Annotated in this window: 13 protein-coding genes; 8 read left to right on the top strand and 5 right to left on the bottom strand. The window is 56.3% G+C overall.

The annotated features are described in order from the left end of the window. Positions 1–3 precede the first annotated feature (3 nt). The gene (locus FJU30_RS08845) at positions 4–984 is read right to left on the bottom strand and encodes a sugar ABC transporter substrate-binding protein (protein ID WP_191091551.1); all 981 of its coding nucleotides are present in this window, start codon (positions 982–984) and stop codon (positions 4–6) included. A 244-nt stretch (positions 985–1,228) separates the two neighbouring features. On the opposite strand from FJU30_RS08845, the gene FJU30_RS08840 reads away from it, so the two are divergent. Next, positions 1,229–1,750, top strand: a complete 522-nt coding sequence (locus tag FJU30_RS08840; protein WP_150434583.1) for a 1,2-dihydroxy-3-keto-5-methylthiopentene dioxygenase — start codon at positions 1,229–1,231, stop codon at positions 1,748–1,750. A gap of 242 nt (positions 1,751–1,992) precedes the next feature. Here FJU30_RS08840 and FJU30_RS08835 read toward each other — a convergent pair whose 3' ends face one another. From FJU30_RS08835 to FJU30_RS08825, 3 genes are all read right to left on the bottom strand, one after another. Further along, positions 1,993–2,826 (bottom strand): lysine/arginine/ornithine ABC transporter substrate-binding protein, encoded by an 834-nt coding sequence (locus tag FJU30_RS08835; RefSeq protein WP_150434582.1) that lies wholly within the window; start codon positions 2,824–2,826, stop codon positions 1,993–1,995. A 209-nt stretch (positions 2,827–3,035) separates the two neighbouring features. Then, positions 3,036–3,755, bottom strand: a complete 720-nt coding sequence (locus FJU30_RS08830) for an ABC transporter permease (protein ID WP_223881538.1) — start codon at positions 3,753–3,755, stop codon at positions 3,036–3,038. Then, on the bottom strand, positions 3,752–4,477 hold the full coding sequence (locus FJU30_RS08825) for an ABC transporter permease (RefSeq protein WP_150434581.1): 726 nt from the start codon (positions 4,475–4,477) through the stop codon (positions 3,752–3,754). The genes FJU30_RS08830 and FJU30_RS08825 overlap by 4 nt, the downstream gene beginning before the upstream one ends. Before the next feature lie 285 nt (positions 4,478–4,762). Here FJU30_RS08825 and FJU30_RS08820 point away from each other — a divergent pair, with 285 nt between their 5' ends. The 5 genes from FJU30_RS08820 (at position 4,763) to FJU30_RS08795 (ending at position 9,954) form a co-directional block, all read left to right on the top strand. Beyond that, positions 4,763–5,665 carry a LysR substrate-binding domain-containing protein gene (locus FJU30_RS08820; RefSeq protein ID WP_150434580.1) on the top strand — a complete coding sequence of 301 codons (903 nt, stop codon included), beginning with the start codon at positions 4,763–4,765 and terminating at the stop codon, positions 5,663–5,665. Positions 5,666–5,906: 241 nt separating this feature from the next. Continuing rightward, entirely contained in the window at positions 5,907–6,305 is a 399-nt protein-coding gene (locus FJU30_RS08815; RefSeq protein WP_223881537.1) for a (2Fe-2S)-binding protein, read from the top strand. Continuing rightward, positions 6,302–7,696 (top strand): NAD(P)/FAD-dependent oxidoreductase, encoded by a 1,395-nt coding sequence (locus FJU30_RS08810; RefSeq protein WP_150434578.1) that lies wholly within the window; start codon positions 6,302–6,304, stop codon positions 7,694–7,696. The genes FJU30_RS08815 and FJU30_RS08810 overlap by 4 nt, the downstream gene beginning before the upstream one ends. Then, positions 7,693–8,838 (top strand): NAD(P)/FAD-dependent oxidoreductase, encoded by a 1,146-nt coding sequence (locus FJU30_RS08805; protein ID WP_150434577.1) that lies wholly within the window; start codon positions 7,693–7,695, stop codon positions 8,836–8,838. Before FJU30_RS08810 ends, FJU30_RS08805 begins: the two co-directional genes overlap by 4 nt. 429 nt (positions 8,839–9,267) lie before the next feature. Further along, entirely contained in the window at positions 9,268–9,954 is a 687-nt protein-coding gene (locus FJU30_RS08795; protein ID WP_223881536.1) for a hypothetical protein, read from the top strand. A gap of 293 nt (positions 9,955–10,247) precedes the next feature. Here the strand turns inward: FJU30_RS08795 and FJU30_RS08790 are convergent, their stop codons facing one another. After that, positions 10,248–11,312, bottom strand: coding sequence for a LacI family DNA-binding transcriptional regulator (locus FJU30_RS08790; protein WP_150434695.1), 1,065 nt, complete (start codon positions 11,310–11,312; stop codon positions 10,248–10,250). A gap of 418 nt (positions 11,313–11,730) precedes the next feature. On the opposite strand from FJU30_RS08790, the gene FJU30_RS08785 reads away from it, so the two are divergent. Beyond that, a complete protein-coding gene (locus FJU30_RS08785) occupies positions 11,731–12,996 on the top strand; it encodes an oligosaccharide MFS transporter (RefSeq protein WP_150434575.1) in 1,266 nt (421 codons plus the stop codon). A 119-nt stretch (positions 12,997–13,115) separates the two neighbouring features. Next, a complete protein-coding gene (treR, locus tag FJU30_RS08780) occupies positions 13,116–14,063 on the top strand; it encodes a trehalose operon repressor TreR (RefSeq protein ID WP_150434574.1) in 948 nt (315 codons plus the stop codon). Positions 14,064–14,290: the final 227 nt, after the last annotated feature.

Here is a 14,290-nt window from a genome sequence, read left to right as displayed (position 1 = left end):
ACGCTACTCCAGTTCGCCGTAGCCGAGTCGCTGGTAGGCGGCTTTGGCCTCCTCCGCCCCTTTCACCGGCAGCACCGGCACAAAGGTCTGCGGCAGCAGAGTCGCGCCGGCAAAGTAGCGCGCCACATTTTGCGCCGACAGTGTGCCGATCAGCTTCGGCTGCTGCGCCACATTGGCGACAAACGGGCTGTCTTTCTCCGCCATGATTTCCAGCGTTTCCGGCCCGGCATCGATAGCCGTCACTTTCACATCCTTATCGCGCCCGGTCTCTTCCAGCGCCTGCACCACCCCGATGGCCGGCTGATCCCAGCACGCCACGTGAATCGCATCCAGCGTGCCTTTCGGGTGCTGGCTCAGCAGCTCAAGCGTTTTCTTGCGCGCGTCTTCGGGCGAGTTGGCGTATTGCTCCGCCAGCTCCGGCTGAATAATTTTGATGCCGGGATAATCCTGCAGTACATATTTCCACAGATCGTAACGAATACCGCAGATGCGCAGCGCGTTGGAAAACGCGTTGAACACCGCGATGTTTCCCTTGCCGCCCAGCACGTCCGCCGTATAACGGCCGATGGTCGATCCGATGGCATAGTTGTCGGAAGTGGTGTTGTTAATGGAGTACGGCGAGACGTGATCGACGGTAAACACCGGGATGCCGGCGTCGCGCAGCGCCTTAAACTTCGGTTCCACCGCGCTGTCGCCCAGAATGCTGATGACCGCATCCACCTTGCGCGCCAGCAGAATATCGTGGTTATTGGCGTGCACCTGATTGTCGCGCCCGCCGTCCACGCCGACCACATTGCCGCCCAGTTTTTCTATCTCGGCGCTCGCCCCTTTATACGCCTCGCGATCCCAAAAATGTTGCGTACCCACCACGGCGACGCCGATGGTTTTTCCCTTGAGTGAAAGCGCCTCCTCTGCGGCCTGCGCGCCGCCGGCCGCCGCCACCAGCAACGCCAGCAAACCTGAACGAAAAAGATGCACGGTCATGATTGATTATCCTGATTTATTGTAATGGCCGGGAATGCTAACAGCAGGTTCGCGCCAGTCTAAATAACAAAAATGATAATAGGTATTAACCAATCAGAAATAGAATTAACCATTAACCGCAGGAATTAACGACAATAAAACGACTCCGCCGGCGCGGGAATAAGATATAAAGAAAGCGTCTTGTTTTTTATCCCTATAAAGAGAATGGTGATAGCTTATTCATTATCGGACCCGAGGCAGCGCCATGACCACACTCGCCATCTACCAGCGCCCGCAGATCGCGCGCCCGCTTCAGCAACTGACCCGCTTCGACGAGATTGCCGCCCTGCTGGCCGGCGCCGGCATCCGGCTGGCGCGCTGGTCCACCGACGGCATCGGCCGGATTGACGATAGCGAAACGCTGCTGGCGCATTTTCAGCCGGAGATTGAACAACTCAAACGCCAGGAGGGCTATACCTCATCCGATGTGATCAGCCTGACGCCGGATCACCCGCAGCGTCTGGCGCTGCGCCGGCAATTCCTGCAGGAACACACCCACAGCGAAGATGAGGTGCGCTTTTTCGTGCGCGGCAGCGGCACCTTTTTCGTCCCGCTCGGCGATCGCGTTTTCCGGCTGACCTGCGACGCCGGCGATCTGCTGCGCGTGCCGGCCAATACGCCGCACTGGTTCGACTGCGGCGAATACCCGGACTTTACCGCTATCCGCATCTTTACCAATCCCGCCGGCTGGGTCGGTCATTTTACCGGCGGGGAGACGTTTCACTGACCGCGCGACGCTTACACGGCGCCGTGAGGCCCGGGTCAGGTTACCCGCTGGCCGTCATCCCCGCGCATACCGGGAGCTTCCCGCCGCTGCACGCCTGGTGTAAAACCGCCGCATCGGCCAAAAAACGCCGGCGCCGGCAGGCCAACATTTAGACGGACGCAGGGTTGCCCCGATGCAAACCGCCCGGCGGGGTCCCGTTTATCGAAAGTGAAAAATCGCGTAATTCCGTTTATTGCAATGCGTTAAGCCTTTGGCGAAATATCCAGGCCAAACCATTTTTCGCTGAGTTTTTTCAGCGAACCATCCTGGCGCATCTTAAGGATACCCGCATCAAGTTGCGCTTTGAGGGCGGTATCTTCCTTACGCAGACCAATCGCAACCGAGCCAAGATTTTTACCCGACAGCAATGGTCCGGTAAGATGCGCTTCTTTCATATCCGGAGTTTTAAGCGCTTCGTGCAGCACCGTGGCGTCCGCCATCACGGCGTCAATGCGGCCGGCGATCAGATCGAGATTCGCTTCATCAATCGTTTTATATTCACGGAACTCAACCCCTTTCAGGCGATCCGCCAGGAATGACGCCGCCGTGGTCGATGTCTGAACGCCAATAATCTTACCGTCCATTTGCGTAGCCAGATCCTTTACCACGGCATCCACTCTGGCCTTATCGGCTTCAAGTCCGAGACTTTCACCGTTGCCGGCCAGAGTGGACAACGGTCCATCTTTTAGGGTCAAAAAGGTGTTGGCCGTTGCAGCATAGGGATCCGAGAAAGCGATCACTTCCCGGCGTTTAGGGGTGATGCCCATTGAGGCTATAATAACGTCGTATTTACCCGTTTTGATTGACGGAATAATACCGTCCCAGTTCTGGGCATAAATAGTGCAATCCGCTTTTATGCGTGCGCAGAGTTCATGGGTGAAGTCAATTTCAAAACCATCAAGCTGCCCCTGAGCGTTGGTAAAATTCCACGGAGCAAAAGCGCCCTCGGTCGCTACGCGAATTTTATCCTGAGCCCAGGCGCTTGCCGTTGCAGTGAGCGCGACGGCTGTAAAAAGAGTGGCAATGGCACGTCTCATATTATTACCCTGTCATGTCTGAATGTGATAATGGAACGGATCATCATTTAAGTGAAACGTAAATACGACGCTTATCATAGGTGTCGATTTTTTATATAACTCAGTCAGAGTCGCGTGCATATTCCCGGACGGCAACGACTCTTTTCTCTCTCCTTAAGTCTCTCAGAGACCCGCTGATTTAATGTAAACGACCGTGCCCTAAATAACGCTCAGAAATAATTCCTGTTCTGAGCGTGTTTTGAAACAACGGATGTCGGCGATAAACTCCGCTCAAGGAAACGTATGATATAAACGGTCAAATAATTCAGCCCCAGGTAGATCAGCCCGGCGACGGCAAATATCTCCACAGGCCGGTAAGTTTCCGAAATGGCCTGAGCGGCCAGTCCGGTAACCTCCATCAGGGTGATGGTCGAAGCCAGCGCGGTCGCCTTTACCATCAGAATAATTTCATTACCGTACGCGGGCAGCATACGAACAAACGCCTGGGGAAGAATGATCCGCCGGTACATCAGGCTGGTCGTCATGCCGTATGCCATCGCCGCTTCAATTTGACCGCGCGGAACGGTGCTGATCGAACCTCTGATGATTTCGGCGACATAAGAGGCCGTGTTGAGCGCCAGAGCAAAAACGGCGCACCACCACGGCTGGCGTAAATACGGCCACAGCACGCTGGAACGCAATTCGGGAAACTGGCTCAAGCCGTAATAAATAAGGTAGAGCTGCACCAATAAGGGGGTGCCCCTGAACAGCGATATATAGCCGCGGGCAAACAGGTCCGGCACAAATAACCCCGACGTGCGCATCAGCGCCAGCATCAGGCCAAGTATGCCGCCAAAAAATACCGATGAGGCGGCAAGCTGAATGGTCAGCGGTATTCCAGGAATAAGCCGCATAAACATTTCGTATAAAAAGCTCAGTTCATTCATCATGATTTTTGCTTCGTATTGCGTTGAATCGAACGCATGGTTCTCGTTTCCGCTTTGTCAAATCCACGACCTGAAAGCCAGGAAACGCCGAAATAGAGCACGGCGGCGGCCATATAAAAAGTGAAATACTGATGAGTGGAGCCGCCGCCAATCTGCGCCTGACGCATCAGCTCAACGACACCAATCACCGAAATAAGCGCGGTCTCTTTCAGGATCATTTGCCAGACATTGCCAATCCCCGGCAAAGCATGGCGGGCAGCAAGCGGGATCACGATGCGTTTGATTCGCAGCGTTAACCCCATTCCAAAAGCAAAAGCCGCCTCAATTTCGCCTTTGTCGATCGATTGAATCGCGCCTCTAAAGACCTCGGTGAGATAAGCGCCGGACACGATACCCAACGCGCACACGCCGATAATAAAAGCCGGCACGCCCACGAATCCCTCCCCGCCAAAGAAACGGCTAACGGCGGTCAGCGCGCTGGACGAGCCGAAGTAAAACAGATAAATCACCAGCAGATCCGGTATGCCGCGTAACACGGTTGAGTAAAAAACCGCCACGCCGCGCAGAAAGGGGACGCTGGATAATGCGGCAAGTGAACCACACAGGCCCAGCATGATCCCCAACAGCATGCCGGCGACGGCCAGCGCGAGCGTTACGCCAAGAGCTTCGATGAGAAAAAATCCCCATCCACCTTCACCGAAGGACAACAATTCAAAAGCGGACATTGCCCATACCCTCCGTCTGACTCATTTTCAATGCTGTGTTTCCGCAGTGTTGCAATGGAGGACAGAATGAGGGAAATTAAAAATTACGAGGCTTGCATTACTTAACGTTATGCTCTGATTTTACCCATTGAAATAATGAGATTATTAACCTCAGGCAATGACATCAGCTTGTTAATAAAACGAAAAAAAATTCGCCCGACGCAGGCGATAATCAAATTCATATTAGCGCAGATCCTACCTGTAGCCATTTCAGCGCCTGAACCACGCAAGGTATAAGGAAATGTTATGTTCCAGTCAAATCGCCTTAATCTGAGGCAAGTTGAAGCGTTTCGCGCGGTGATGCTGACCGGCCAGATAACGGCGGCGGCAGAGCTCCTCTACGTAACGCAACCGGCCGTCAGCCGCCTGATCGCCGATTTCGAACGCAGTACTCGTCTTCATCTGTTCGAACGCAAAGGAAACCGACTGATGCCGACTTCCGCCGCCTTCGCTCTGATGCATGAGGTGCAGAATGCCTTCATCGGACTGGAGCGTATAGGTAAAGCGGCCGAGGATATTGGCCGAAATTTTTCAGGCACGCTGCGTATCGTTGCAATGCCGGCGTTAGCAAACGGCATCCTTGGCCGTTTCCTGGCTCGTTTCGTGCGTGAACGAGAGGGTCTGCATGTATCGCTGGATGCGTTTCCCTCTCCTTCGGTCATCGAACGGGTGGCGTCGGGCAATGTGGAGCTCGGGTATGTGGATTTCCAGTTTGAACGGAGAGGCATGCTGTGCCAACACCGTTCTATGCCTGCGGTCGTCGCGCTGCCATCCAGCCACCCGCTGTGCGGCAAGCAAACGCTGACCCGGGAAGATTTAGTCGGTGAGAAATTAATCGACATTGAGCCCGGGTCTATTTTTTCAAAGCGGCTTAGTGTGGAGCTGGAGGGGATTGATCAGGCATCGATGATTGAGACTTATTATTCTCACACCGCCTGCTCAATGGTTATGGAGGGAGCGGGACTGGCCGTCACTGATCCATGTTCAGCGCATGAGTTTGTTGGACGAGGCCTGAGCATCCGCCCATTCCAGCCTGAACTGGAAGCGGGCTTTACCGAACTCCGATTAGAGAAAAACGCCGATGGCGGCCTGGCGACTGAATTTGCTGAGGCCTTTTGGGATTTCCTTAAGGCTGAATTAGCCCTGTAGACGTTATCCGCGACTCGCCGCCGCCAAACTGACGGGTATGCACAGGCCCGCTAACGGCGGCGGTTGAACACAGCGGCTTTCCCGCCGGGGCCATATTCAGGCCCCTTTCCGCGCCCGCCAACCGGGCGCCGCCGCGCAGCAATCCAGATCATTTCCTTATATATGGCAACCCGATATCCCGCCCGGCGCGCTCCATAACATTCACACATGGAAGGCCTGCCTTTACTCATTTGTATTAGCCGTGTTTCAACGGTTTCATGATTATCATCCTAACCCACAACGATTTAACCCGGTTTCACTTTTCAGCGTGTTGGCAGAAGAAGGTGATAAATCCGGAGGATTAACGATGGCAAAGCGAATTGATAATACCAATGCGGTAGTGACTTTTACATTTGATGGTCAGACGGTTTCTGCCCGGGAGGGCGACACCGTGGCGGCGGCGCTGGTTGCCGCTGATCGCCGGGCGTTACGCGAAAGTGTCGTCAGCGGCGCCCCGCGAGGCGTTTACTGCATGATGGGAGCATGTTTTGACTGTCTGGTCGAAATAGAGGGCGTGGCGAACCGGCAGTCCTGCATGGTCACGGTTCAGGAAGGCATGGTCGTGCGACGCCAGCGTGTTTGTTCTCAGGGGAAACAATGACTCAATTTGTGGATGTGGCAGTAATCGGCGCAGGGCCGGCAGGTATGTCGGCGGCGACCGAAGCCGCTATGGCAGGCCTGTCGGTAACGGTCCTGGATGAGCATCCTGCCCCGGGAGGGCAGATATACCGTAACGTGGAAACCGCCGGTAACGCCCGGCACCAGTTGCTTGGAAAGGATTATTCTTATGGGCTTTCACTGACAGGCGCATTTCGCAGCAGCAATGTCGAATACATTCCCCGGGCGATCGTCTGGAATATCAGTACCGATAAGCTCGTTGAATACAGTCAGGACGGACAGTCAAAACGTATTCGCGCCGGCGCGATTATCCTGGCGACAGGGGCATTTGAGCGTCCGTGTCCATTACCCGGCTGGACCTTACCCGGCGTGACCACCGCCGGGGCGCTGCAGGTTCTCCTCAAGACGGCGGGAGTGGTTCAGGAAAACGTGGTTCTGGTTGGATCGGGTCCCCTTATCTGGCTGGTTGCCGCGCAGATGATTGATGTGGGCTGCCCGCCTCTCGCCGTCGTTGAAAATGTGCCTAAAGGCAGGATGCTTGCCGCTCTGCCTTATCTGCTGAAGGCACTGAAAGCGCGGGAGTATCTGTTCAAAGGGATAAAGCTGATGCAGAAAGTCCGCAGGACCGGGGTGCCGGTTTATCGCCAGGCCAAAGGCATCGAAATTGCCGGCGATCGCGAGGTGCAGTCGGTAACGTTCGTCGCCGGCGGAAAACATCATCGCCTATCAACAAAATATGTCGCGCTTCACCAGGGCGTGGTTCCCAACCAGCAGGCCACCCGCCTCTTGAACTGCGAGCACGTCTGGGACAGGCAACAACATTGTTTCCGTCCGGTTGTCGACGCCTCATTCGAAACCAGCGTGGCGGGCATATATGCGGTGGGCGACAGCGCAGGCATTGCGGGCGCCAAAGCGGCGGAACTGCAGGGCCGAATCGCCGCGTTATCGCTGGCGGAAAAACGCGGCCATCGCGCCGCCGCGCTCCGAGATAAACTCAATAAGGGGCTGCGGCGTGAAAACAGTATTCGCCCCTTCCTCGAAATATATTATGCGCCGGCGCCGGAAATCATTAGCCCAGCCGATACCACCATCGTCTGCCGGTGCGAAGAAATTTCCGCCGCGACGATCCGGGCATCGGCACGCCTGGGGGCAAAACGCCCGAATGAGGTTAAATCACTTTTCCGCGCCGGCATGGGGCCCTGCCAGGGAAGAGTATGCGGTCTTGCCGTGCAGGGCATTATTGCTGAAACCATGAAACAGTCCCCGGAAGAGGTTGGATATTATCGCATTCGCGCGCCGCTAAAGCCGATTCCGCTTAGCGAGCTTGGCGTATACCGGCCTGAACCTGGAGAAAAAGAGGGGCGCGCCGTATGACGATGAACCCGACTGAGGCAATCAGAAAAAGCGATCTCCTTATCATCGGCGGCGGTATTCACGGCTGCTGCACGGCGCTGTTCGCCGCGCTGAGAGGCATGTCCGTCGTGGTGCTCGAAAAAGACAGCGTCGCGCGTCATGCCTCCGGCGTAAATGCCGGCGGCGTTCGTCGGCTGCAGCGACATATCGCGGAACTCCCGCTGTCCAATATGTCGATGGACCTCTGGTACGACATTAATAATTTGCTCGACGATGACTGTGAATTCAAGGTCGCCCCACAGATCGAAGTTGCTGAGAATGAGCAGGAGATGGTCGGGCTTCGCGCCCGCTCGGCGCGTCTATTGGCGCTGGGCTACGACAATGAGGTCATTCTCGAACGCAATGAGCTTAAGAGCATACTGCCCGCCATTTCCGACCACGCCGTCGGCGGGCTTGCCAGCCTGAAAGACGGTTTTACACAGCCCTATAAAACAACCCTGGCATTCAAACGTAAAGCAGAGTCCCTTGGCGTCCGTTTTTTTGAGGGCGTGGCGGCCCGCCAGCCGGTAAGAAAAAACGGGGTCTGGCAAGTCAGCACCCAGGCGGGGAGTTTTTATGCGCCTAAACTGCTTAACGCCGCCGGGGCATGGGGCGGGGATCTTTCCGCTTCGCTCGGCGAGCCGGTGCCGATAGAAGCGCTGGCGCCGATGATGATGGTGACAACCCGTTTGCCGCCATTCTGCCACGCCGTCGTGATGGCGGCGAAACGCCCGCTCTCATTCAAACAGATGCCTAACGGCACTGTCGTCATTGGCGGTGGACGTCTTGGAAGAGCAGACCGTCATACAAATCTTTCAGAAGTGGTGTTTTCCAACCTGCAGCCAACCGCCGAAACCGCGATAGATCTCTTTCCCATCATGCGTAATGCGACATTGGTCCGCTCGTGGTCCGGTGTTGAAGGCTGGTTGCCCGACAGTATTCCGGTTATTGGCGCGTCGGCTAAACATGAAGACCTGTATCACAGCTTTGCATTCTGCACGCACGGTTTTCAGATGGGCCCCGGCGTTGGAAAAGTCATGGCCGAATTGATTGCGTCAGGTTCAACCACCTACGATCTATCCCCCTTCTCGGTAGCGCGATTTACACCCGTGATGTCGCGGTAACGGTCTCAACGCTTGCCGGCGACAGGGCGTTAACTGACGTCGGCATTATCATCTTCCGCCCTATTTTGTACGGCTTCTCCCGTCAGGGGATCGTGCGGCTCAAGGTTTACCAGGCCCGCTGATAAATGACTATGCGCCAACTAATTCGCGCGCAGGGCAAACGATTATCGTGTTGAACAACGCAATGCGCTGACGCTTAATGGGCGAGGCGCATGACCTTGCGCTGCGAACGCGGCAAGAACCCGGTCAACGGCCAGAAAATGATTTGACCCGCCAACGGCTGACCTTCGGTGACGGACAGGATGTCTCTCATGAATCCCGATGCGTTTACCCGGGTAAGCGCCTGGGGCGACAAATCCGCCGGAAGCCGGTTTGAACGCCGCAGGCGGCGGCTTCATCCGCGGGAAGGCCCCGGCACGGACCTGAAAATTGATCGCGGCCGACGCACCTGCAATCTGCAATCTGCAATCTGCAATCTGCAATCTGCAATCTGCAATCTGCAATCTGCAATCTGCAATCTGCAGGGTATACTGCGCAAACAGAGCATACGCAGGAAGGTTTATGGATATTATTACCGTGCTACAAACGATGGCGGGACTGTTGCTTTTCATCGCCGCGCTAACGCTTTTATTCCGCCAGATGGTGAATAAAACGTTATTTGTGATTAATAGCGAAACGCCGACTAAAGTATTGGATATCACCCGCAAAACGGTGTTCAGCATCTGGCTCGAAGGGCCGTTATTTCGGCGCATACAGAAAATCAGGCCATTGATTCATCAACAACCGCAACAGATTACCATTCCGTTAAAAGGCGCCTTGGGCCGTTTTTATAAAAACGGCTTTTCACGTGGTTCACGCGCGGAATGGCGGGTAGAACTGTTGCCTGGCCGCTATCATATTCAACTATGCGATGAGCACGACCGCCCCATCCCTCCCGGCGACGTTATAACGGAGAGCCGGACGCCGCTACTTGCGCAAGCCGAAGAAGCGAGTTATCAGTTGCTGTTTAAATCGGGTTTATCAAACAAACACTATCTGCTGATCCTGGCGGGGATTGTTTGGGGCCTGCCTGCATTAATGTCCGGCGTGCGTTCTCTGTGGATGTGGTATGACTAGGGTGTGTCTCGTAACTGTTTTTTGTACAGTACAGCATTGTTATAACTGTGCAAAAACGCCTTTAAGCGATAAAAATAGTCCTGAAAATGCTCAATATTCAACCCACAAACACATTCCGGAAATGATTACTGCATCACATTTTGGTATGCAGGGAGGTTAAGGGGCACACACTAGTGCCCGCGCTGAACGCTATTGTCTTCAGCATGGCTCAGACGGCAGATGCGTTGACTGCGGGCGATGATGCGGCTCATCCCGGGCCTCGCCGTCGGGGGCAAAGCGCGGCCTAAAACGGCTTACAGCAGGGCGACCAGTCGTTTCAATTGCTCGATGACTTCGTCGCGCGGCGCCTGCGCGCCCCGCGGCCACGTCGATTGGCGGATCACCAGACGGGTCGGCAACAACTCCCGCACCCGCTGTTCAGGTCGCTCCAGCAGGTGACGCAAATTCGCCACCGCACGTTTTCCCAGCAGTTCGAAATCCTGCGCCACCGTGGTCAACGCCGGCTGAAAAAACTGGCTATCCGGCGTATCGTCATAGCCCGTTACCGATACCGACTCCGCCCCGACTCTTTTCAGTTGATGCAGGGCGCTGAGCACGCCGAGCGCCATCTGGTCGTTCGCCACCACTATCGCGCTGATGCGCGGGTTGGCGCTAATCAACGCGAAGGTTTTCTCCCAGCCGCTGCTGGCGCTCCAGTCGCCGAATTCGGTCAGCGCGTTGCTCACGCCGAGGGCGTGCAGCGCATCGCGCCAGCATGCCAGACGTAAACGCGCCGAGATCGAACTTTCCGGCCCGGCCAGTAAACCGAAATCCCGGTGCCCCAGTTGCCAGAGATGGTTCACGCAGGCACTGGTGCCGTCGTAATGATCAAAGCGCAGGCAGGAGACATCGCTGTCGGGCGGCACATCAAGAAACAGACACGCCATATCGGGATTCTCCCCGGCCAGCTGTTCCGCCACGCCGCCTTCCAGCGGCAGGCTGACGATTACGCCGCGAATATTTTGCGCGCGAAACTCATTCAGCGCCGACTGCAGCGCCGCCGAATCCGGATTTTTCAGCATCGCCATCGCCACCTGAAGCTGACAGGCTTCGGCATGGCTTTTAATCGCCGCGGCAATTTGTGACGGCGCGTGCAGCGTCAGCGAGGCGCTGATCAGGCCCAGCGCCGTCGATGCCTTACCGGCCAGCAGCTGCGCCGAACGGTTAGGCACATAATTCAGGCTATGCATCGCCTGCATCACTTTGTGACGGGTGCGCTCGGCCACTCGCGCCGGGCTATTCAACACCCGCGAGACCGTTTGCTGCGATACCCCTGCCGTTTTCGCCACATCGTCCAGCGTGGCCAGGCGCTTTTTCATCATCCCCCCCTGGTCATTGCCTGCGGCCATAGCGATGGCGCGAGGAACCGAGGTTAAGCGGCGACGCGGAATGTCACACGCTAACATTTTATGTCTGATTAACGACATTCTAACGCTATTTACGCCACGTTCTGTGAACTCTCCCGGATTCCTTTTATTTCACAATTGCCGTCAATCCGCGTAACAGCGATAAATACACCATGATGTATAGCGCATGACATTTTTCACCCGTCCCCGGCAAAAATCTTGATGCCGCGGGGGCAGGCAACGCCGTCCGTCGCCAGCGGCGGGATGGTGCGCCGGACCCGGGCCAACAGCGGATGAGCGCGGCGTTGGTCATGCGCCGACGCTGACGTCGGCAGGAGGCGAAAATCGCCGCCCGCCTTCGGTCTTTTAATCATAACCAGGGAAAGATGCTATGAAACTTTCTGAACTTAACCCGCGTGAACGGCATAACTTCATCTATTTCATGCTGTTCTTTTTCTTTTACTATTTCATTATGTCGGCCTATTTCCCCTTTTTCCCGGTCTGGCTGGCGGATGTAAACCACCTGACGAAGACGGAAACCGGCATGGTGTTTTCCTCCATCGCCTTGTTCGCCATCGTTTTTCAGATCGCTTTCGGCCTGATCTCGGATAAATTAGGCTTACGCAAACACTTATTGTGGTGCATCGTTATTCTGCTGGTCCTGTTCGCTCCGTTCTTCATTTTCGTCCTTTCGCCGCTGCTGCAATACAATATTTATCTCGGCGCACTGGCGGGCGGTCTGTATCTCGGTTTTGTCTTTTCCGGCGGCGCCGGCGCCGTTGAGGCCTACATCGAACGCGTCAGCCGCACCAACCGCTTCGAATATGGGCGGGTGCGCGTTTCCGGCTGCGTCGGCTGGGCGATTTGCGCGTCGCTGACCGGTATCCTGTTCAGCATCAACCCCAATATCACCTTCTGGGTCGCCTCCGGGTTCGCGCTAATCCTGGCGGTGCTGTTGATCCTCTCGCGTCCCGAACCCAATCGCACCTCGCAGGTGCTGGATCAGATCGGCGCCAATAAGCGCGAATTTTCCATAAAAATGGCCTTTGAACTGCTGAAAATGCCGCGCTTTTGGGCGTTTTTACTCTACGTGGTGGGCGTGGCCAGTATTTATGATGTCTTTGACCAACAGTTCGCCAACTTCTTTAAAAGTTTCTTTTCATCGCCGCAGCGCGGCACCGAGATATTCGGTTTCGTCACGACCGGCGGGGAATTGCTTAATGCCCTGATTATGTTTTTTGCTCCGCTGATCATTAACCGCATCGGGGCGAAAAATGCCCTGCTGATCGCCGGAGCCATCATGTCGCTGCGCATTATCGGCTCGTCGTTCGCCAGCAGCAGCATCGAGGTCATTATCCTGAAAACGCTGCATATGTTTGAAGTGCCGTTTCTGCTGGTCGGCACCTTCAAATACATCTCCTCGGTATTTGACCCGCGCCTTTCCGCCACGCTGTTTCTGATTGGCTTCAACCTGTCGAAACAGCTTTCCGGCGTGCTGCTCTCCACCTGGGTGGGCCGGATGTACGATACCGTCGGTTTCCATCAGGCCTATTTGATTCTGGGCATCATCACCGCGACGTTTACCGCGGTCTCCTTCTTCACCCTTACCGGACGTCGCCCGGTCACACTGGCTTCCGCCGGAGCCGACAAGGCCTGATCGTCCGCTGAGGCCGGCAGGGCCGATTGCATACAGATCGCGAGAGAAAAATGCGTTATTCTGGCGGCAATCATTGCAGGGGCGCCTGAGCGCCCCTTAACCTGAACGATAAGCGCCCCATGCAAAACCGGCTGACCATTAAAGATATCGCCCGACTGTGCGGCGTCGGGAAATCCACCGTCTCGCGCGTGCTGAACAACGAAGGCAACGTGAATCCGCAAACCCGCGAGCGGGTCGAAGCCGCGATCCGTCAGCATGGGTTTACGCCGTCCCGCTCGGCGCGCGCGATGCGCGGCCAGAGCGACAAAATCGTGGGGATCATCGTTTCCCGCCTGGATTCGTTATCGGAAAACCAGGCGGTGCGCGCCATGCTGCCGCTGCTGTACCAACACGGTTTCGACCCCATCGTGATGGAAAGCCAGTTCGAGACCCGGCTGGTGCAGGAACATCTCAACGTACTGGCGCAGCGCAATGTCGACGGCGTAATCCTGTTTGGCTTCACCGGGCTCGGCGCCGCCATAATAAAACCGTGGCGGGACAAAATGGTGGTGATGGTACGGGAATACGACGGTCTGTCTTCGGTTTGCTACGACGACGCCGGCGCCGTCAATCTGCTGATGGAACGCCTGCATCAGCAGGGACACCGCCGCATCAGCTACCTAGGCGTGCAGCAAAGCGACGCCACCACCGGCCGCGATCGCTATCTGGCCTATCTCGACGCCTGCCGGCGCCTGCAGATCGACGCACGGGCGGCGCTGGGCGAACTGAGCTACCAGAGCGGGTTTCAGCATGCCGCCCGGGCGATCGATCCGCACACCAGCGCGCTGGTGTGCGCCTCCGACAGCATCGCCCTCGGCGCGATAAAGTACCTGCAGCAACAGCGGATAACCGCCATTCAGGTCTGCGCCATCGGCAATACGCCGTTGCTCAGCTTTCTGTTCCCGGAAACGATCTCCGTTGAATTCGGCTACGGCAGCGCCGGACAACAGGCGGTGCAGCAACTGCTCGCCCAGTTGAGCGGCAAGGCGGACATCCGGCGCATCGTGGTGCCCAGTCAGCTGTCCTGATCCCTCCGCCGCAGAGCCGGCTGGCGCGCCGCGCCCGCCGATGTTTACGCCCTGCTCTCCTCTGCGCGAAGCGCGCTGAAAAGGCTCTCGCCGGCCGTTCAGCCCTCACCGATGCCGCCTCCGACGCTAAGCGTCTGCTCCGGCAGGGCTATGTCGCGATCATATTCCCCCCTGACCTTAACCAAAACCGTTACGACGCGCGGCTTTAGGCGCGCTGTATCTCCGTT

The sequence above is a fragment of the Affinibrenneria salicis genome (genome assembly GCF_008710095.1).
This window is presented reverse-complemented; position numbering and strand designations above follow the sequence as displayed.

Excerpts from the sequence above, each read along its gene's own strand:
- FJU30_RS08845 (WP_191091551.1), bottom strand. The coding sequence starts at position 984 with ATGACCGTGCATCTTTTTCGTTCAGGTTTGCTGGCGTTGCTGGTGGCG.
- FJU30_RS08840 (WP_150434583.1), top strand. The coding sequence starts at position 1,229 with ATGACCACACTCGCCATCTACCAGCGCCCGCAGATCGCGCGCCCGCTT.
- FJU30_RS08835 (WP_150434582.1), bottom strand. The coding sequence starts at position 2,826 with ATGAGACGTGCCATTGCCACTCTTTTTACAGCCGTCGCGCTCACTGCA.
- FJU30_RS08830 (WP_223881538.1), bottom strand. The coding sequence starts at position 3,755 with ATGATGAATGAACTGAGCTTTTTATACGAAATGTTTATGCGGCTTATT.
- FJU30_RS08825 (WP_150434581.1), bottom strand. The coding sequence starts at position 4,477 with ATGTCCGCTTTTGAATTGTTGTCCTTCGGTGAAGGTGGATGGGGATTT.
- FJU30_RS08820 (WP_150434580.1), top strand. The coding sequence starts at position 4,763 with ATGTTCCAGTCAAATCGCCTTAATCTGAGGCAAGTTGAAGCGTTTCGC.
- FJU30_RS08810 (WP_150434578.1), top strand. The coding sequence starts at position 6,302 with ATGACTCAATTTGTGGATGTGGCAGTAATCGGCGCAGGGCCGGCAGGT.
- FJU30_RS08805 (WP_150434577.1), top strand. The coding sequence starts at position 7,693 with ATGACGATGAACCCGACTGAGGCAATCAGAAAAAGCGATCTCCTTATC.
- FJU30_RS08790 (WP_150434695.1), bottom strand. The coding sequence starts at position 11,312 with ATGAAAAAGCGCCTGGCCACGCTGGACGATGTGGCGAAAACGGCAGGG.
- FJU30_RS08785 (WP_150434575.1), top strand. The coding sequence starts at position 11,731 with ATGAAACTTTCTGAACTTAACCCGCGTGAACGGCATAACTTCATCTAT.
- treR (WP_150434574.1), top strand. The coding sequence starts at position 13,116 with ATGCAAAACCGGCTGACCATTAAAGATATCGCCCGACTGTGCGGCGTC.